20 protein-coding genes are annotated in these 16,817 nt (G+C 66.8%); 5 read left to right on the top strand and 15 right to left on the bottom strand.

The window, feature by feature from the left end; translation table 11 throughout:
- The 4 genes from phnE (FA743_RS11965) to phnD all read right to left on the bottom strand — a co-directional run bounded on the left by phnE (FA743_RS11965) (position 1) and on the right by phnD (position 3,467).
- Positions 1–822, bottom strand: coding sequence for a phosphonate ABC transporter, permease protein PhnE (gene phnE, locus FA743_RS11965; protein WP_136886341.1), 822 nt, complete (start codon positions 820–822; stop codon positions 1–3).
- Positions 819–1,622 carry a phosphonate ABC transporter, permease protein PhnE gene (gene phnE, locus FA743_RS11960; protein ID WP_136886340.1) on the bottom strand — a complete coding sequence of 268 codons (804 nt, stop codon included), beginning with the start codon at positions 1,620–1,622 and terminating at the stop codon, positions 819–821. Before phnE (FA743_RS11960) ends, phnE (FA743_RS11965) begins: the two co-directional genes overlap by 4 nt.
- On the bottom strand, positions 1,619–2,443 hold the full coding sequence (phnC, locus tag FA743_RS11955) for a phosphonate ABC transporter ATP-binding protein (protein ID WP_136886339.1): 825 nt from the start codon (positions 2,441–2,443) through the stop codon (positions 1,619–1,621). The genes phnE (FA743_RS11960) and phnC overlap by 4 nt, the downstream gene beginning before the upstream one ends.
- Positions 2,444–2,516: 73 nt before the next feature.
- Positions 2,517–3,467, bottom strand: a complete 951-nt coding sequence (phnD, locus tag FA743_RS11950; protein ID WP_136886338.1) for a phosphate/phosphite/phosphonate ABC transporter substrate-binding protein — start codon at positions 3,465–3,467, stop codon at positions 2,517–2,519.
- A 301-nt stretch (positions 3,468–3,768) separates the two neighbouring features.
- Between phnD and FA743_RS11945 the strand changes: the two genes are divergently transcribed.
- The gene (locus tag FA743_RS11945) at positions 3,769–4,737 is read left to right on the top strand and encodes a LysR family transcriptional regulator (protein ID WP_136886337.1); all 969 of its coding nucleotides are present in this window, start codon (positions 3,769–3,771) and stop codon (positions 4,735–4,737) included.
- Here the strand turns inward: FA743_RS11945 and FA743_RS11940 are convergent.
- The 4 genes from FA743_RS11940 to FA743_RS11930 all read right to left on the bottom strand — a co-directional run bounded on the left by FA743_RS11940 (position 4,731) and on the right by FA743_RS11930 (position 7,705).
- Entirely contained in the window at positions 4,731–4,913 is a 183-nt protein-coding gene (locus FA743_RS11940) for a TRAP transporter large permease subunit (protein WP_246054945.1), read from the bottom strand. The genes FA743_RS11945 and FA743_RS11940 overlap by 7 nt on opposite strands.
- A gap of 54 nt (positions 4,914–4,967) precedes the next feature.
- Positions 4,968–6,062, bottom strand: a complete 1,095-nt coding sequence (locus FA743_RS11935) for an ABC transporter ATP-binding protein (RefSeq protein ID WP_136886336.1) — start codon at positions 6,060–6,062, stop codon at positions 4,968–4,970.
- Entirely contained in the window at positions 6,059–6,217 is a 159-nt protein-coding gene (locus FA743_RS20335) for a hypothetical protein (RefSeq protein WP_169308874.1), read from the bottom strand. The genes FA743_RS11935 and FA743_RS20335 overlap by 4 nt, the downstream gene beginning before the upstream one ends.
- A 177-nt stretch (positions 6,218–6,394) precedes the next feature.
- The gene (locus tag FA743_RS11930; RefSeq protein WP_136886335.1) at positions 6,395–7,705 is read right to left on the bottom strand and encodes an NAD(P)/FAD-dependent oxidoreductase; all 1,311 of its coding nucleotides are present in this window, start codon (positions 7,703–7,705) and stop codon (positions 6,395–6,397) included.
- A gap of 110 nt (positions 7,706–7,815) precedes the next feature.
- Here FA743_RS11930 and FA743_RS11925 point away from each other — a divergent pair, with 110 nt between their 5' ends.
- On the top strand, positions 7,816–8,526 hold the full coding sequence (locus FA743_RS11925) for a GntR family transcriptional regulator (RefSeq protein ID WP_136886334.1): 711 nt from the start codon (positions 7,816–7,818) through the stop codon (positions 8,524–8,526).
- On the opposite strand, the gene FA743_RS11920 is transcribed toward FA743_RS11925, so the two are convergent.
- From FA743_RS11920 to FA743_RS11895, 5 genes are all read right to left on the bottom strand, one after another.
- Complete coding sequence (locus tag FA743_RS11920) at positions 8,498–9,937, bottom strand: aldehyde dehydrogenase family protein (RefSeq protein ID WP_136886333.1); 1,440 nt, start codon at positions 9,935–9,937, stop codon at positions 8,498–8,500. The genes FA743_RS11925 and FA743_RS11920 overlap by 29 nt on opposite strands.
- A gap of 424 nt (positions 9,938–10,361) precedes the next feature.
- Positions 10,362–10,589 (bottom strand): thioredoxin family protein, encoded by a 228-nt coding sequence (locus tag FA743_RS11910; RefSeq protein WP_136886331.1) that lies wholly within the window; start codon positions 10,587–10,589, stop codon positions 10,362–10,364.
- 12 nt (positions 10,590–10,601) lie between these two features.
- Positions 10,602–11,600, bottom strand: a complete 999-nt coding sequence (locus FA743_RS11905; RefSeq protein WP_136886330.1) for a permease — start codon at positions 11,598–11,600, stop codon at positions 10,602–10,604.
- Positions 11,601–11,922: 322 nt separating this feature from the next.
- The gene (locus FA743_RS11900; protein WP_136886329.1) at positions 11,923–13,554 is read right to left on the bottom strand and encodes an IS66 family transposase; all 1,632 of its coding nucleotides are present in this window, start codon (positions 13,552–13,554) and stop codon (positions 11,923–11,925) included.
- Between the two features lie 60 nt (positions 13,555–13,614).
- Complete coding sequence (locus FA743_RS11895; RefSeq protein WP_211242259.1) at positions 13,615–14,025, bottom strand: hypothetical protein; 411 nt, start codon at positions 14,023–14,025, stop codon at positions 13,615–13,617.
- A gap of 234 nt (positions 14,026–14,259) precedes the next feature.
- On the opposite strand from FA743_RS11895, the gene FA743_RS11890 reads away from it, so the two are divergent.
- From FA743_RS11890 to FA743_RS11880, 3 genes are read left to right on the top strand one after another with little or no spacing between them, the layout of a single operon-like run.
- On the top strand, positions 14,260–14,517 hold the full coding sequence (locus FA743_RS11890) for a PepSY domain-containing protein (protein ID WP_169308873.1): 258 nt from the start codon (positions 14,260–14,262) through the stop codon (positions 14,515–14,517).
- Entirely contained in the window at positions 14,510–15,049 is a 540-nt protein-coding gene (locus FA743_RS11885; protein WP_136886327.1) for a cytochrome b/b6 domain-containing protein, read from the top strand. Before FA743_RS11890 ends, FA743_RS11885 begins: the two co-directional genes overlap by 8 nt.
- 11 nt (positions 15,050–15,060) lie before the next feature.
- Positions 15,061–15,255 carry a hypothetical protein gene (locus tag FA743_RS11880; RefSeq protein ID WP_136886326.1) on the top strand — a complete coding sequence of 65 codons (195 nt, stop codon included), beginning with the start codon at positions 15,061–15,063 and terminating at the stop codon, positions 15,253–15,255.
- On the opposite strand, the gene FA743_RS11875 is transcribed toward FA743_RS11880, so the two are convergent.
- Positions 15,252–16,481: a sensor histidine kinase gene (locus tag FA743_RS11875; RefSeq protein WP_136886325.1), complete on the bottom strand. Its 1,230-nt coding sequence runs from the start codon at positions 16,479–16,481 to the stop codon at positions 15,252–15,254. The two genes, FA743_RS11880 and FA743_RS11875, sit on opposite strands and share 4 nt — an antisense overlap.
- The gene (locus FA743_RS20625; protein ID WP_246054948.1) at positions 16,478–16,786 is read right to left on the bottom strand and encodes a winged helix-turn-helix domain-containing protein; all 309 of its coding nucleotides are present in this window, start codon (positions 16,784–16,786) and stop codon (positions 16,478–16,480) included. The genes FA743_RS11875 and FA743_RS20625 overlap by 4 nt, the downstream gene beginning before the upstream one ends.
- Positions 16,787–16,817: the final 31 nt, after the last annotated feature.

The following is a 16,817-nucleotide window of genomic DNA, read 5'->3' as shown; positions in this document are numbered from 1 at the left end:
TCAGATCAGGGCGCGGCGCACCCTGGCCGAGATCCATTCTGACACGACCACGGTGCCCAGGATCACGATCATGATCATCGTGACCTGCGGCCAGGCCAGCGTGTTCAGCGAGGCCTGCAGCTTCAGCCCCAGCCCGCCCGCGCCGACCAGTCCCAGGATGGCGCTTTCGCGGATGTTGATGTCCCACCGGAAGACGGTGATGCCCCAGAAGGTCGGCAGCACCTGCGGCACGATCCCATAGGTCAGGATCTGCGCGGGGCCGGCGCCGGTGGCGGTGACGGCCTCGATCTGGCGGGGGTCGGTCTCCTCGATCGCCTCGTAGAGCAGCTTGCCGATGAAGCCGATCGAGCGGAGCGCGATGGCGATGATGCCCGCCAGCAGCCCCGGCCCCAGGATCGCCACCAGCAGCAGCGCCCAGATCAGCGCGTTGATCGAGCGCGAGGCGACGATGACGAACATCGCCAGCGGCCGCAGCAGGCGCGGCGAGGGCGAGGTGTTGCGCGCCGCCAGGAAGGCCACCGGCACCGCCATGACCACCCCCAGCATGGTCCCAAGGGTCGCCATGTTCAGCGTGTCCCACAAGGGCACCATCAGCTCGGGCAGATAGCCGAGGGCGGGCGGGAACATCCGGTCGGTGATGTCGGCCGCCTGCCGGGGCGCGTCCTGCACGAAGGCCCAGATGGTGCCGCGCGTCATCACCTGCCAGCAGAAGACGAACAGCGCGACCAGCCCCAGCCAGCCCGCCCACAGCAGCAGCCGGTGACGCGGGGTCCGCCAGGTCCAGATCCGGTCGCCCGTCAGGTGATCCGTGGCATCGGTCATTGCAGGAACTTCCTGAGATAGGAGCTGCCATATTCCGCGACCATCACGATGGCGATGATGATCAGCAGGATGGCCCCCGCGCTGTCATATTCATAGCGGTCGATTGAGGTGTTCAGCGTCGCCCCGATGCCGCCCGCCCCCACGATGCCGATCACCGCGCTTTCGCGGAAATTGATGTCCAGGCGATAGACCGACAGCCCGATCAGGCGCGGCATCACCTGCGGCTGGACCGCATAGTTGATGACCTGCATCCAGCCCGCGCCGGTCGCGCGCACGGCCTCGACCTGCGCCTCGTCCAGATCCTCGATGTCGTCGGCCAGCAGCTTGGCGATGAAGCCGATGGTCGCGAAGGACAGCGTCAGGAAGCCCGCGAAGGGGCCGAAGCCGAACATGGCCACGAAAAAGATCGCGATGATGATCTCCTGCACCGCGCGGCTGACGGCAATGATCGAGCGGCAGATCGCATAGATCCAGCGGGGCGCCAGATTGCGCGCCGCCCCGATGCCGATGGGGATCGAGATCGCCACGCCCACCACGGTCGAGGTCAGCGTCATCGTCAGGCTTTCGACCAGCCCGCGCGAGATGTCGCGCCAGCGGCTGGTGAAATCGGGCTGCAGGAAGCCCTCGACAAAGCGCAGGGCCCGGGACCAGCCCTCGGCCACGCGCGCCCAGTCCAGGTCCAGTGTGGCCAGCGCCGCGATGAACCACAGCGCGAAGCCCAGCTGCAGCGCGCGGGCCAGGCGCCGGTTCCTGATGATCTGCGGCGGGCGGCGCCAGCGGGTCGGATAGGCCGCCGTCATGCCAGGACCATCGCGTCGCGGGCGGCCAGCGCCTCGCGGGTCTCGGCCTCGTCCTCGGCCTCGGCGCGGCGCATGGCGTCCCAGTCCTCGTCGCCATAGATGCGGGTCAGGGCAATGTCGGTCAGATCCGCCGGCGTGCCGTCGAAGACCACCTGCCCGGCGCGCAGGCCGACGATGCGCGGCAGGAACTGCCGGGCCAAGGCGACGTCATGGATGTTGACGATGGCGGGCAGGTCGCGTTCGGCGCAGATCTCGGTCAGCAGGCGCATGATCTGGCGGCTGGTCTTGGGGTCCAGGCTGGCGGTGGGCTCGTCGACCAGCAGCAGCTCGGGGTCCTGCGCCAGGGCGCGCGCGATGCCCACGCGCTGGCGCTGGCCGCCCGACAGCGCGTCGGCGCGCTTGTCGGCATGGTCCAGCAGGCCCACCCGGTCCAGCAGCGCATAGGCCCGCGCGATGTCGGCGGGGGGAAAGCGGCGGGTGAAGCTTTGCCAGAAGCTGACATAGCCCAAGCGGCCCGACAGCACGTTCTCCATCACCGTCAGGCGTTCGACCAGTGCGTATTCCTGAAAGATCATCCCGATGCGGCGGCGCTGGCGGCGCAGCGCGCGCGGGCCCAGGCCGGTCAGCTCGGTCCCGGCCAGGGTGATGCGGCCCGCGGTCGGCTCGACCAGCCGGTTGATGCAGCGGATGAGCGAGGACTTGCCCGCCCCCGACGGCCCGATCAGCCCGACGATCTGCCCCTTGGGCACCGACAGGCTGACATCGTTCACCGCCCGGTCGCCGGTCTTGTAGGTCTTGGTCAGGCCGTTGAGGTCCAGCATGTCGGGGTCCGTTCCTGGAAAGCGGGGGGCCGGGGATGCATCGCACCCCCGGCCCCGGATCGTGCGGGCGGCGTCAGCTGCAGGAATATTCCACGCCCATCGTCTCGTCGATCTGGCGCACCACGGACCAGGTCTCGGCGAAATTGATCTCGATGAACTGGGATTCGCCCGAATTGCTGAATTCCTCCTCCAGCGCGGTGCCCGACCAGTCGAAGTCGAAGAAGGCGCGGCGGATGTTCTCCTGCAGCTCGGGGGTCAGGTTGTGGGCGACGCCGTAGCCGGTCGTCGGGAAGGTTTCCGAGGTATAGAGCGTGCGGAACTGATCCTCGGTCACCACCTCGCGCTCGATCATGCGGGTCTTGACCGAATTGGCGATGGCCGCCGCCGGATAGTCGCGATTGGCCACGCCCAGGATCGAGTTGTCATGCGCGCCCGAGAAGACCGGTTCGAAATCGGTGCCTGCGACCATGTCGTATTCCGCCTGGAGCAGCGCCGAGGGGGCCTTGAAGCCGGAGTTCGACGTCTCGGCGGTGAAGGCCATCTGCCCGCCGCGGATATCCTCGACCTCCTGCATGTCGCTGTCGGCATGGGTGATGATTTCCATCTCATAGCCGAAGCTGCCGTCCTCGGCAGCCATCATCGCGAAGGGCCGGAAGCCTGCGCAGGCCACGGCCAGCGGGTTCGAGCCGGTGTTGAAGCCCGCGACATGCAGGCGGCCCGCGCGCATCGCCTCGATCTGGGCGGCGTTGCTGTTGACCGGGAAGAACTGCACTTGCTTGCCGGTGACCTCGGCCATGTGGTCCAGGAATTCCTGCCAGACCTCGGCATAGACGGCGGGATCCTCGACCGGGGTATAGGCGAAGACCAGCGTGTCGGGATCGGACAGCTGCGCCTCGTCGGTCGGGATGTCGGCGATCATGTCGCCATCGGCATCGGAATAGCGGGCGTCCAGCGCGAATTCGGCATGGGCAGCCTGCAGGGCCAGCAGGCTGACGGTGGCGGCGGTCAGGATGGTACGGGTCATCGGTCCTCGCAAATTCTAAGCATGGGGGTGTGGAGACCGGGCTAGGGACAAACCATGACAGCAGGCCGACGATTTCGTAAGCGTTTCATGACGAAATGAAGGAGCCTGCAATTTCAGTCGGTTGCCGCGAGGCTGCAGCACCCGCTCCTACCGCGTTTCCGTGCTCTATGCAGAAGCGGTTGATTTCAGATGCGCCCCTGCTCCTTTTGTCAAATGCCGTTCGGGGAGTCGATACAGATGCGGCGACCGAAAAGGCGACCTGCTGGACAGCAGCATCCTTTTTGTCGACTGTCACCCCATCATGCGCGACATCAACATCAAGGCCATCGAGTGTTTCGAGACCGTGGCTCGGCAGGGATCGGTCGGTGCTGCGGCCATCGAACTGGGCGTCACACCCTCGGCCGTCAGCCAGCAGATCCGGCTGCTCGAGGCGCAGTTCGGGGTCCGTCTGTTCCGGCGCGAGAGGCGCAAGCTGATCCTGACCCATGACGGCGACATCCTGTTCCAAACGGCGACCCATGCCTTCGGGGCCATCCGCAACGCCCGCAGCGCCATCATCCGCCAGCGTGACCTGCGCAACCTGATCCTGCGCGTCAGCCCCAGCTTTGGGGTGCGCTGGTTGGGGCCGCGCATCGGCGCCTTCCTGACGGCGAACCCGGAATGGAGCATCCGCGTGGACGCCACGCAGGACTTCACTTCGTTCGAGACCGAGATTGCGGATTTCGATCTGCGCTATGGTCATGGGCAGTGGGCCGGCCTGTCGGTGCTAGGGGTGATGCATGATCTTGTCATGCCGATGTGCAGCCCCGGTTATCGCGACCGGCTGCAGGCGATCTCGGACGATCCGGGCGAGCAGCTGCGCCATGCGGTGCTGATCGACAGCGTCAAGACGATGTTCCGGTGGGACCTGTGGCTGGCGCTGAACCAGGTGGATCTGCCCGACCTGATCTATCCCATGGCCTTCGATCGGTCCTCGATGTCGCTGGAGCTGGCGCGGCAGGGGATGGGCGTGGCGCTGGACAGCGTGAACCTGTGCCTGGCCGATGTGCAGCGCGGCGATCTGGTGCCTTTGTCGCTGGACTTTCCGGTGATCGACTTTCCCGCCTACTGGATGGTCTGTCCGTCGCGCCACCTGAACCGGCGGATCGTGGCGCGGTTCGCCGACTGGATCGCGGAGGCCGCACAGACCCACGAGGCCGAAGCAAGGGCCTGCCTGACGCAGCTGGGATGCCGCTTCAGGCAGGCCGAGCCTCCGGGTGCGGCTCAGTAGATGGTCAGCGCCGGAACATACGAGATCAGCATCAGCACGAACAGCGCCACCAGATAGAAGGGCACCAGCGCGCGCACGGTCTCTCCGATGCCCACCCGGGCGATGCCCGCCGAGATGAACAGCGTCGTGCCCACCGGCGGGGTGTAGAGCCCGATCGACAAGTTGACGACCATCATCAGGCCTGACCTGCCCCCCGGAATATCCCTTAGTTTAATGTAAAGTTTGCTTCATCACGAAGGAGCAGACGACATGAGGAAAAGCCGCTTCACCGATGAGGAGGGGACCGTGGCCCCAGTGGGCCGAGTAAGCCCGACGAACAAATCATTGGGATGATCAAGGAGCAGGGTCCCCCCCGCCACCGCGACGCGATAGACCGAGAGGTTGCCAAGATAACCGACCCCCTCGACCGTGCCGGTCAGGCGATTGGGCAGATCGGGCAGGCGCGCGCGTGACAGGGTGATCCTTTCGGGCCGGATCGCCACCGTTGCCGGCTGGCCCATGGTGCAGGCCATGCCATGGGCCACCATGATCCGCGCGCCGGTCGTGGCGCAGGTGATCTCGACATGGTCCACCTCGTCCTGGGTGATGCGTCCCTCGAACAGGTTCACCTGCCCGATGAAGCCCGCGACGAAGCGGCTTTGGGGATACTCGTAGACCTCGCGCGGGGTGCCGGTCTGCACGATGCGCCCGTCCGTCATCACGCCCACGCGCGAGGACAGGGTCATCGCCTCGTCCTGATCGTGGGTGACGATCAGGAAGGTGATGCCTAAGGCCCGCTGAATGTCCAGAAGCTGCATCTGCGTTTCCTCGCGCAGCTTCTTGTCCAGCGCGCCCAACGGTTCGTCCAGCAGCAGCAGGCGCGGCTTCTTGACCAGCGCGCGGGCCAGCGCCACGCGCTGACGCTGCCCGCCCGACAGTTGGTCGGGCTTTCGCCCGCCAAAGCCGGCCATCTGCACCAGCGCCAGCATCTCGGCCACGCGGTCGCGGATCTCGACGCGGGGGCGGCAGTCGCGGTGCAACCCATAGGCGATGTTGCGCTCGACGCTCAGATGCGGGAACAGGGCATAGGACTGAAACATCATGTTGGTGGGGCGGCGGTCGGGGGGCATCGCGGTCATATCCTGACCGTCGATGCTGATGCTGCCCGAAGTGACCTCTTCGAACCCAGCCAGCATGCGCAGCAAGGTGGATTTGCCGCTGCCCGACCCGCCCAGCAGGCAGAACAGTTCCCCCTGCGCGATGTGCAGCGACACGTCGTCCACCGCCGAGACGGTGCCGAAGCGCTTGGACAGGTTCTGGATGCGCAGGAAGGGCGCGCCGCTCATCGGCCGGTCTTCAGCGTGGTCCAGGCGCGGGTCAACAGCCGGTCATAGCGCGGCGTATGCGGGCGCAGGGTGAACAGCTTTGCGCGGACCGCCTCTGCCGGATAGATGCCCGGATCGCCCGCTACCTCGGGGTCGACCAGCGGCGTCGCGGCCATGTTGGGATCGGCGTAATAAACCGCATTGGTCAGCGCGGATCGGGCCCTTGGGCATGGGCGGCCGTCGTCATCAGGAACAGCATCAGGGCGCAGGATCGGGTCATCGGGTTCTCCGTTGTTGGAAGGGCCCGGGCCGTCGCCCCCTGCGGGGTCGCAGCCGGGCTTTTTGGTGGTCGGTCAGATCCCCAGCTTGTCGCGAAGCGCGTAATACCACGACCCCATCACCGAATAGGGCACACGAAAGGTGCGCCCGCCGGGGAAGGGATACCAGGGCAGGGCGGCAAAGGTGTCGAACCGGGTCTGGTCGCCATCGATCACCTCGGACAGGATGCGCCCGAAGGTGTGGGTGCCGGTGACGCCATGGCCGCTGTAGCCATGGGCGAAATAGGTGTTGGCGCCGATCCGGCCCATCTGCGGAACGCGGGTGAAGGACAGGGCGAAATTGCCGCTCCAGCTGTAGTCGACCTCGATGCCGCGCAGCTCGGGGAAGATGCGATACAGGTTGCGGCGCAGCTTGCTCTGGATGTTCAGATCATCGACGCCCCCATAGACCGAGCCGCCGCCGATCAGCAGGCGCTTGTCGGCGGACAGGCGGTAATAGTCTGGAATATAGCGGATATCCTCGACGCAATGATCGGTGGGCAGCAGACGGGCGGCCATCTCGGCGCTCAGGGGCCGGGTCGCCATGATCTGCGTGGTCACGGGCATCACGCGCCATGTCAGCGCCGGCACCACGTCGCCCAGATAGGCATTGCCGCACAGGACCAGCGTCTTGCACTCGACCCGGCCCTGCGCGGTCCGCACCACCGGCGTCGCGCCGGTCGTGTCGACCGAGGTGACCGGCGACATCTCGAAGATGGTGCCGCCGTTTGCCTCGAACGCCTCGGCCTCGCCCTGCGCCAGATTCAGCGGATGCAGATGCCCGCCCTTGTGGTCCAGCTGGCCGCCGACATACAGGTCGGACCCGATATGCTGGCGGATCTGGTCCGGCCCCAGCAGCTCCTGGCAGGTGATGCCATAGCGTTCCCACAGCCTCTGGCGGCCCTCCAGCTCCTTCATGTCACTGGCGGACATGGCGGTCAGGATGTTGCCCTGCTTCAGATCGCAGCGGATGGCGTATTTCTTCGCCCGCGCGCGGATGATGTCACCGCCCTCGGTCACCAGCCCCGCGACGAACCGGGCGGTGTCATGGCCGAACTGACGATCGATCTTGGCCAGACTGGCGTTCAGCCCATTGACGATCTGCCCGCCATTGCGCCCGGATGCCCCCCAGCCCACCCGCGCGCCCTCGATGATGGTGACCGTGTAGCCCTTTTCGGCCAGATGCAGCGCGGTCGACAGGCCGGTGAAGCCCGCCCCGACCACGCAGATGTCGGTCTGGTGGCTGCCCTGCAAGGGGGGGCGGACCCGCGTGGGGTTGGCGGTCGCGGCATAGAGGCTGCCGACATGGGAGCCGGTGCCAGCATAGGGCTTGGTCATCGCGTTCATGGGGCACCTTCCGTCATAATGTGATAGCGTTTGGAGAGTTGATACATCGCCCTGGCCTTGTGTCAAGCCGGTTCCCCGCTATGATCGCGCGACATCAGCCAAGGCCGCCCATGGACATCCTCGTCTCTGACATTCCCCTTCTCGACCAGCCCGAGGAGATGACGACCCAGGAGCACACCTATGCCCGGCTGCGCGCGGCGATCATGACCGGCGCGCTGCCGCCCGGGCACAAGCTGACCATCCGGGGCCTCGCCGATCAATTGCACCTGTCCCAGACCCCCGTGCGCGAGGCGATCCGGCGGCTGTCCTCGGAGAACGCCATCGAGGTTCTGGAAAACCGCCGCTTGCGCATCCCGGTGATGACCTCGGCCCGGTTCGACGAACTGGTGGCGCTGCGCGTCGCACTGGAGACGCATGCCGCCCTGCGCTGTCTGCCTCATCTTGCGGATCGCACCATCGACGCGCTGGCGGCGATCGACGCCGATCTGGACGAGCTGGCACGGCAGGGCGATGCGGTGGGCATGACCCGGCTGAACCACGCATTTCACCGCGCGATGTATTGCGCCAATCCCGATCAGGCCGCGATGCCGCTGATCGACAGCCTGTGGCTGCAACTGGGCCCGTTCCAGCGTCAGCTGATGGCCGTGGCCCAGCACCATTACAGCATCGACCGCCACAAGGAGATCCTGGCGGCCCTGCGCCGGCGCGACCCGGCGGGCCTGACCGAGGCGCTGCAATCGGACATCCGCGACGGGCTGACGCTGGCTGGGCGCGACCTGCTGGCCGCGGCCCCTAGCCCGCGAACACGTAGGCCGTCTTGACCGAGGTATAGAACTCGGCCGCCATGCTGCCCTGTTCGCGCGACCCCATGCTGGAGCCCTTTCGCCCCCCGAAGGGCACATGATAATCCACCCCCGCCGTCGGCAGGTTCACCATCACCATCCCCGCCGCCGAGCGACGCCGGAAATCGCGCGCATGGCGCAGGCTGGTCGTGCAGATCCCCGAGGACAGGCCGAACGCGGTGTCGTTGGCAACCGCCAGGGCCTCATCGTAATCGGCGACGCGAATGACGCTGGCGCAGGGGCCAAAGATCTCCTCTCGTGCGCTGCGCATGTCGTTGCCTGCGCCCACGAACAGGGCCGGGGCCTGGAAGTATCCGCCCGTGGCACTGTCCAACCGGTCGCCGCCGATCACCGTGCAGCCCTCGGCCCGGGCCAGGGCCACGTAATCCAGATTGCCGCGCAACTGGCCTTCGCTGGCGACGGGGCCGATCTGGCTGCCCTCCTCCAGTGCGGGACCGACGCGCAGAGCCTGCATCTGGCGCGTCAGTTCGGCCACGAAGCGGTCGTGGATGCCGTCCTGCACGATCAGCCGAGAGGACGCCGTGCAGCGCTGCCCGGTCTGGAAGAACGCCCCGTCCAGACAGGCCGCCACCGCGACGGGCAGATCGGCATCATGCAGGACAATCATCGGATTGCGGCCGCCCATCTCAAGCTGAACCTTGGTCATCGTCTCGGCGCAAGCCCGCGCCAGCCCCCGCCCCACCGGAACCGAGCCGGTAAAGCTGATGGCGGCGATGCGCCGATGATCGACCATCGCCTGGCCCAGCACGCGCCCCGGTCCCACCAGCAGGTTGAAGACCCCCGCCGGGCAGCCCGCCTCGTGGATGATCCGGGCCAGCATCCACGCCGTGCCCGGCGTCAGTTCGGCGGGCTTCAGGATGACGGCGTTGCCATAGGCCAAGGCCGGCGCGATCTTCCAGGCGGGGATGGCGATGGGAAAGTTCCAGGGCGTGATCAGCCCGACGACGCCAAGCGGCTCTCGCGTGATCTCGACATCGACACCCGCGCGAACGGAGGCCAAAGCCTCGCCGCGCAGGCGCAGGGCCTCACCAGCGAAAAAGCGGAAGATATGGGCGGCACGGCGCACTTCGGCCAGAGCGTTGGGCAACACCTTGCCCTGTTCCCGTGCGAGCATTCGGGCCAGATCACCCTCCTGCCCGGTGATGGCTGCAGCGATGCGGTCGAGAAGATCGGCGCGGACTTGCGGCGAGGTTTCCGCCCACCCCCCTGCCGCTTCGGCGGCCGCAGCTGCGGCTTCGGCCATATCTTGGGCGTTGGCGCGGGCGTGACGGCCGATCAGGTCGGCCGGGTCCGACGGGCTGCGGTTCTCGACCGTCCCGACCCCTTCGCGCCAAACGCCGGCGATGAGGTTCTGGCAGATATCGGTCATCCTCGTCTCCTGCGATAAGCACCTTCTCGCCTTCGCATTTTTTGCGATCGCAAAAATCAAGATATCTTTCTTGAACGCTATTTACAGGCTCAAAATAGATTGATGATGCGATCACATTTTTGCAAACCTGCCACGGAGGAGCCCCGCGGATTGCCCTGATACATGCCCCGGATAAATCGGTCGCTCGAATCCGCGAGGCCTTCGCCCGCCTGTGGCCCGAGGCACGGACAGCCGATCTGCTGGATATTTCGCTGTCGGCGGACCTGGCCGCGGCAGGGCATCTTGGGTCAGGCCCTTCGGGTCGACGTCTGGTTCAATGGCGTCACGGCGACCGGCGAGGTCGGTGTCCGGCACGGCTGCGCCTCCTTGCCCTCGGCAAGGCTGCCACGGCTGTCGATCCGCCGTGTCTCGCGCCAACAGAGGATCACAGCAGGCGCCCGATCTCCTCGACGCTCAGCACCTTGCCGGCCGACAGGACCTTGCCGTCCACGACCAGACCCGGCGTGGACATGACGCCATAGGCGGCAATCTTGGCAAAGTCGGTGACCTTGACGATCCGGGCCGCTCTGCCGGCCGCCTCTGCCGCCGCCTTGGCGTTGTCGCCCAGGGTGACGCATTTCTTGCAGCCGGGGCCGAGGATCTCGATGATCATGGGGGGGTCCTTTCAGTTGAACAGATGGGTGATGGCGTTGAAGGTGAAGCCGATGGTCAGGATGCCCCCCGTCACCACGCCCACGAATGTGGCCAGCAGCGGCAGCCCGACCACGCGCCTGAGCATGATCAGCGAGGGCAGCGACAGCGCCGTGACCGCCATCATGAAGGCCAGCACGGTGCCCAGGCCCACACCCTTGCCGACCAGCGCCTCGGCGATCGGCAGGGTGCCGAAGATGTCGGCATAGATCGGGATGCCCACCAGCGTGGCCACCGGCACCGCCCACCATTTGTCCTGGCCCAGCAGGGCGCCGATGGTCGAGGCCGGCACCCAGTTGTGGATGGCCGCGCCGATGCCCACCCCGATCAGCACATAGGGCCAGACCTTGCGCACGATCCCGGTCACCTGGCCCCGGGCATAGGCCAGGCGCTCGGGGCGGGTCAGGGCCTGATCCCTGTCGCTCACAGGGACGTTGCGCACGAAGCCCGCGACTTGACCCTCCATTCCCAGCCTGCCGATCAGCGTGCCGCCCAGGATCGCCACCAGCAGGCCGACGCCCACATAGGCCAGCGCGATCGGCCAGGTGAAGATCGACGCCAACAGGATCACCGAGGCCAGGTCCACCAGCGGCGACGAGATCAGGAATGCGAAGGTCACGCCCAGAGGCAGGCCCGCCGCCGTGAAGCCAATGAACAGCGGGATCGACGAGCACGAGCAGAAGGGCGTGATCGCGCCCAGCAATGCGGCCAGGGTGCTGGCCCCGCTCCCGGACCGGCCACGCAGGATCTGCCGCGTGCGTTCGGGCGGAAAGAAGCTTTGAACATAGGAAATCGTGAAGATCAGCACCGAGAGCAGGATCAGGATCTTGATCACGTCATAGAAGAAGAATTGCACCGAGCCGCCGATCTGCGAGGCCGGGTCCAGCCCGACCGCCTGCACCCCCGCCGTCACCAGATCCGACAGCCACTCCATCCGCAACACCTGATCGTTCAGCCAGCCTGGAACGTCCATGTCAGCACCTCTGCGACGGCCGATGGGGAACGGCATCGCGACGAACCACCCCCCAAGTCGAGGGATGCGCCCGGGCCCGACAATAGGCGCGGGGCAAACCCGCGCCTTGATCCAGATCATCCTTCTCGAAGGACGGCAGGTTGATCCCCGATGGTGCAGGATGCGTGCGGCATCTGGCCATCACCAGCCGGCAGCGTCTCCGCCCACCGTTGCGGCGGTGCCTGTCCGCATCGCCGTGGCGATCCGCGTGTCAAGCGACCCCGGGGCTCCGGGCAGGATCCGGTCCGGCGCGTAAGCGGGGCAAATTTCCGGGCAGCTCAGTTCAGACAGGCTGCCCCGCGACAAGGTCAGGGAGGAACGGGACGTGTCCAGCCGACTGGTTGAGGCCGAGCCTATCGCCCAGATAGACGAAGAAGGAGATGCCGAGCTTTCGACAGGTCTTCATCAACCCAAGCATGACATCGCGGGCCTGGCGGCCATCAATGCTCATTGTGCCGCCTGAGATCCGCCGTTTGGTCACGCAGGCACGCAGGTCGTTTTCCGAGGCATTGGTGTGGAGTGGAATTTCCGGCCGCTCCAGCACTTTCAGCAGTTCGTGCTTTTGTCTGTGCAAGCGGGCTAGCAGCTGGTCCAAGTCCTTGTAGCCGGTCAGCTGCGTGAAGATGTTGTCGAAGCGCTTGGCAAGCATGGGGCAGTCTGCCTCAGCAGGGGTCAGCTTCCAGAGCTTCAGATCCCGATACAGTGTCCAGATCTCGTCCCGGATCTTCTCGATCTTGCGCACCTGTTGGGGCGTCTTTGGCATCAGCTTCTGCAGCAGGCGCTCGGCATGTACCCAACACAAGGCATGATTGGGGACACGGAACTGCCCGGCATCATCGGACACGACCACCGTGTTTTCCATCAGTCCGTGATGGCGCACCGCGCCCCAGAAGGCGCCCTCGCTGACCTCACGCAGCAAGGTTCGGTCGAAGACATCTCTGCGAAGTGCTACCAGGTGCTCGTACCAGGCCATCTGCGAGGTCAATAAGGTCTTTGGATGGGCGGCAAGATGAGCGGCGACGTCCGGCGCGACCTTGCGACGGCGCATGTAATCGAGTGCTGCATCGTTGATCACGTAATCCTCGCGACCGGCCCGCAAGAGTGACAGGAAATTCAGCCGCGACTTCGAGCGGCCTGTCCGAAACACGGTAAAGCCGGCTCCGCCGATCTGTGTCGTGATCCCGTCGCGGCGGGCGTGGCGGGCGCCAGTGTCATTCACGCTGATGAAGGGTGCTGTTGCCAGGCCGGCCCGAAGGACTGCTTGATCCTCTTCGATAAAGCAGTCAAGACGACTGGTCAGGATGCGCACGACCTGCCGCTTGGAGATTTCCATGCCGATCCCGTTCAGGATCAAGGTCAGCCGTTCCGTCGTGACCTGCCCCTGGGCATGAAGGACAAGACAGAACCGACGCAGGTTGGCGCCAAAACCGCCGAGCAGTGCCGCTGGCAACGGTGCGATGATCGTCTTGCCCTCTGGACTCAGCCAGCGCTCGCGGCGATAGCGGACAACTTCGGACGAGATCGCCAGCTCACGGACCAGAACTGTCTCGTAGCCTTTGAAGCGCGACCCGGTGGGAGCCTTGGTCGTCAGTACCTCTTCGCGGGTGACACGATCCCGGTCCCGCTTGGCACCGCGGCGCCGTGATGGACCGCCAGATTTGCGAACCTCGCGTTCCGTAGCCTTCTCCATGCCGGATGACTTGAAGGGAGGCCGAGGGGGCAGGTTCTTCAGCCGCGCGATCTCATCGCGCAGTTCCTGGTTCTCCACCTGGAGCGCCACTTGCGACGTCTCGGCCGTCTCGAGTTGGGACACCTGGTCTTCGAGGGAATGAAGCCGCTGCGACAGATCAATGACGAGCCGACGCAAACTGTCGGCGCTCAGCATCTCAAAGGCATCATCTGACGGCAGGCTCATACGATCTTGAATCAGACCAAGATCAAGAGCCCAACGATCATGCCCGGAAATTTGCCCCGCTTACTCCAGCGCGACCTCGGTCAGTGTGTCGCCCTGATGCAGGGTCGCAGTGCGGGGGACGCGGGACAGCAGGTCGGTCATCTCGCGCCGCGCGCGGCCGGCGGCAAAGCTTTCCAGGAACGTGCCGCCCGAATACATCAGCGCCACGACCGCTGCAGCCAGCGTCTCGTCAAAGATCAGCGCGGCGGACATCGACATGGCGGCGACGATATCCAGCCCGACCTCGCGGCGGGCCAGACTGCGCAGGATCTCGACCAGCAGGGCCGCCAGCACCGGGATCACGCCGCCGCTGAAGGCCAGCGTGGCCGCACCGGGCCGGCCCACCGCCATGAGCCCCAGCCCGAAGAGCAGGCCCAGCAGCGCCACCGCCAGCAGGGCCAGATTCGCGCGATCCGCAAGCATGGCTTTCATCGAGAAAATATCCTGTCGCCGCGGCGGGCGGGGGCTGTCGCTGGAAACCGATCGCGTCTTGTCGGAACGCCGGGCGGTCGCCGGATACTACGCGCGAATGTCGTGCCGTCAAAGCATCCCCGTGCTCCGAGGACGTCCGCCCCTGCATATGACGCACCTGCGCGACCTGTAAGGTTGCTGCAAGGTCCACCGTCCATGGCTGTCCGCATCGAAACACCGATGACGGAGATTTCCATGCGTCCCCCCCTTCTTGCCCTGATCCTGGCCGGACTGGCCTTTCCCGCCGTGGCGGCCGAGCGCTGCGACGTTCCCCAGGCCGACTGGCGCCCGGTCGAGGAGCTGACCGCCGACCTGATCGCCCAGGGCTGGACCGTCAGCAACGTCAAGACCGAAGACGGCTGCTATGAGGTCTATGGCCGCGACCAGGACGGCAATCGGGTCGAGACGTTCTTCGACCCCGCCACCTTCGAGGCCGTGGGCAGCGATGACTGACAGGGTCCGGGTATGGGACGGCTTCGTGCGGCTGTTCCACTGGTCGCTGGTCGCGCTGATCGCGGGGGTCTGGCTGACCGCCGAGGGGCCCAAGGTCCTGCACGAACGGTTGGGTTACGCCATTGCGGGGCTGATCACGGCACGGCTGGTCTGGGGGCTGATCGGCCCCCGCCACGCCCGGTTTGCGGATTTCATCCGCGGGCCGCGCGCAGTGCTGGCCTATCTGCGCGACCTGCGCGCCGGGCGGGAACGCCGCACTCTGGGCCACAACCCGGCGGGCGGCGCGATGATCGCGGCGCTGCTGCTGACGGTCACCGGCACCGCGCTGACCGGCTGGCTGCAGACGACCGACGCGTTCTGGGGATCGTCCGCGATGGAGGAGGTCCACGAGGCCCTGGCCACGCTGATCCTGGTGCTGGCGGGGCTGCATGTCGCGGGCGTGCTGGTCGAGAGCCTGCGCCACCGAGAGAACCTGGTCTTGTCGATGCTGACCGGCACCAAGCGGGCGCTGTCGGACGAAGACAGCATGTGACGAGATCGGTCATGCGTGGCCTGGTCACGCTGGTCGTGGCCGTCCTTGCCGCAGGCGGTTGGGCGGGATGGCTGCGCGGGACCGGCCACCTGCATCCGGGGTTGGCAGGGCAGATCTCGTGCCTCCATGGACATGTCGCGCTGCCCCTCGGCGCCGCCTGGCCCATGGACCAGAGCTGGGAGGCGATGGCACCGTCATTGGGCTAGGGCAGCTGAGCGCCCGCCGGTCCAAAGCGCAGGCTGACAGAGGCGCGGTCCCGGCCCATCGCGTACTCGATGCCAATGCCCTGCGCCCCAGCCACCCGGGCGACGATGGCAAGGCCCAGCCCCGCCCCCTGAGAGCCGGCCGATTTTTCGAAGGTGCCGTGCCGGAACGCGGCACCCGGGGCGACGGCATTCGACACCGTCAGGCCGGGGCCTTGGGACAGCACGACGCGCAGGTCCCCGGTCCCGTGATCGGCGGCGTTGCGCAGAAGGTTGCGCAGGATCAGCGACAGCGCGTCAGGATCGACCGCGACGAGGGCCTTTGTCATCTCGGCATCGTCGAAGGTCACGGGCAGGCCGAGATCGTCTATGACCATCCGCGCCACGCGGACCAGATCGCAGGGTCCCGCGCCCATCGCGCCCGCTTCGGCACGCGACAGGTGCAGCAGGCGCTCGACCAGATGACCCATCCGGCCGAGTGCACCCGCCAGCCGCCCCGCCGCCCCGCCATCGGCCAGCCCTGCGGCGATCAGCTGCGCCTGGCCCGAGGCGGCGGCGAGGGGCGTGCGCAACTCATGCGCGGCATTGGTGGCGAACTGGCGTTCGGCGTCGATCCGGGCGCGGATGATGTCCAGATAGCCGTTCAGCGCCTGCGGGATCGGGGCCAGCTCGACCGGCAGATCCGGGGTCGCGACAGGCGACAGGTCCTGCGCGGACCGCCCGCGCAGTTCGGTCGCGAAGCGTGTCGCCGGGCGCAGCGCCGATCCGACCGCCCCCCGGATCGCGAGGGGCGCCGCCATCAGCACCGGCAGCATCAGGGCCACCAGCCAGGTCAGGCTTTCTCGCAGCTCGTCGCGGCGCCAGGCATTGGTATGGCCGACCTCGACGACGATGTCGCTGTCGGGATCGGCCAGCCGGAAGACCCGCCACCCCGGAACGTCCTGCCCCCCATCGACACCCACCGGCGGCCAGGGGGCGTCGGTCACCGCGACCCCCGCATCGACGATCCGGATCGCGCTGTCATCTGCCGCCAGCGCCCCCACCTGCCCCGCCCCCCGATACAGCGCCAGCGACAATCGCGCAGACCCCGCAAGACTGTCATCCATCAGCTCGGACATCTCGTGCGAAATGACCAGCGCCGCCAGCGCGACCCCCGCCAGCCACGCGGCACAGGCGCCCAGCACCACGCGGCGCACCAGTCGCGTCCGCAGGGACCAGGGCCGCGTCACGGGATCAGGTATCCCAATCCGCGGCGCGTCTGGATCGCATCGGCCCCCAGCTTGCCCCGCAGGCGCGAGACATAGACCTCGACCGCATTCCCCTCGATCGCATCGTCGAAAGCGTAGAGGCGATCCTCGAGCACCTGCTTGGACAGCACCCTGCCCCGCGCCGACAGAAGCGCGTCGAACAACGCCCATTCGCGCGAGGTCAGGCGGATCTCGGTCTCGTCCCGGAACAGCCGGCCCCGGCCCGGTCCACCCGCAGCCCGCCCAACCGGCTCTCCGTGGCCGATCGCCGGAGGCGCGGCGGGCATGGGCGCGCAAGCGGGCCTCGATCTCGGCCAG

The sequence above is a fragment of the Paracoccus gahaiensis genome (genome assembly GCF_005048225.1).
GTDB lineage: Bacteria > Pseudomonadota > Alphaproteobacteria > Rhodobacterales > Rhodobacteraceae > Paracoccus > Paracoccus gahaiensis.
The sequence above is the reverse complement of the archived record's forward strand: the minus strand, read 5'-3'. Positions and strand labels throughout refer to the sequence as shown.

Excerpts from the sequence above, each read along its gene's own strand:
- phnE (WP_136886341.1), bottom strand. The coding sequence starts at position 822 with ATGACCGATGCCACGGATCACCTGACGGGCGACCGGATCTGGACCTGG.
- phnE (WP_136886340.1), bottom strand. The coding sequence starts at position 1,622 with ATGACGGCGGCCTATCCGACCCGCTGGCGCCGCCCGCCGCAGATCATC.
- phnC (WP_136886339.1), bottom strand. The coding sequence starts at position 2,443 with ATGCTGGACCTCAACGGCCTGACCAAGACCTACAAGACCGGCGACCGG.
- phnD (WP_136886338.1), bottom strand. The coding sequence starts at position 3,467 with ATGACCCGTACCATCCTGACCGCCGCCACCGTCAGCCTGCTGGCCCTG.
- FA743_RS11945 (WP_136886337.1), top strand. The coding sequence starts at position 3,769 with ATGCGCGACATCAACATCAAGGCCATCGAGTGTTTCGAGACCGTGGCT.
- FA743_RS11940 (WP_246054945.1), bottom strand. The coding sequence starts at position 4,913 with ATGATGGTCGTCAACTTGTCGATCGGGCTCTACACCCCGCCGGTGGGC.
- FA743_RS11935 (WP_136886336.1), bottom strand. The coding sequence starts at position 6,062 with ATGAGCGGCGCGCCCTTCCTGCGCATCCAGAACCTGTCCAAGCGCTTC.
- FA743_RS20335 (WP_169308874.1), bottom strand. The coding sequence starts at position 6,217 with ATGGCCGCGACGCCGCTGGTCGACCCCGAGGTAGCGGGCGATCCGGGC.
- FA743_RS11930 (WP_136886335.1), bottom strand. The coding sequence starts at position 7,705 with ATGAACGCGATGACCAAGCCCTATGCTGGCACCGGCTCCCATGTCGGC.
- FA743_RS11925 (WP_136886334.1), top strand. The coding sequence starts at position 7,816 with ATGGACATCCTCGTCTCTGACATTCCCCTTCTCGACCAGCCCGAGGAG.
- FA743_RS11920 (WP_136886333.1), bottom strand. The coding sequence starts at position 9,937 with ATGACCGATATCTGCCAGAACCTCATCGCCGGCGTTTGGCGCGAAGGG.
- FA743_RS11910 (WP_136886331.1), bottom strand. The coding sequence starts at position 10,589 with ATGATCATCGAGATCCTCGGCCCCGGCTGCAAGAAATGCGTCACCCTG.
- FA743_RS11905 (WP_136886330.1), bottom strand. The coding sequence starts at position 11,600 with ATGGACGTTCCAGGCTGGCTGAACGATCAGGTGTTGCGGATGGAGTGG.
- FA743_RS11900 (WP_136886329.1), bottom strand. The coding sequence starts at position 13,554 with ATGAGCCTGCCGTCAGATGATGCCTTTGAGATGCTGAGCGCCGACAGT.
- FA743_RS11895 (WP_211242259.1), bottom strand. The coding sequence starts at position 14,025 with ATGAAAGCCATGCTTGCGGATCGCGCGAATCTGGCCCTGCTGGCGGTG.
- FA743_RS11890 (WP_169308873.1), top strand. The coding sequence starts at position 14,260 with ATGCGTCCCCCCCTTCTTGCCCTGATCCTGGCCGGACTGGCCTTTCCC.
- FA743_RS11885 (WP_136886327.1), top strand. The coding sequence starts at position 14,510 with ATGACTGACAGGGTCCGGGTATGGGACGGCTTCGTGCGGCTGTTCCAC.
- FA743_RS11880 (WP_136886326.1), top strand. The coding sequence starts at position 15,061 with ATGCGTGGCCTGGTCACGCTGGTCGTGGCCGTCCTTGCCGCAGGCGGT.
- FA743_RS20625 (WP_246054948.1), bottom strand. The coding sequence starts at position 16,786 with ATGCCCGCCGCGCCTCCGGCGATCGGCCACGGAGAGCCGGTTGGGCGG.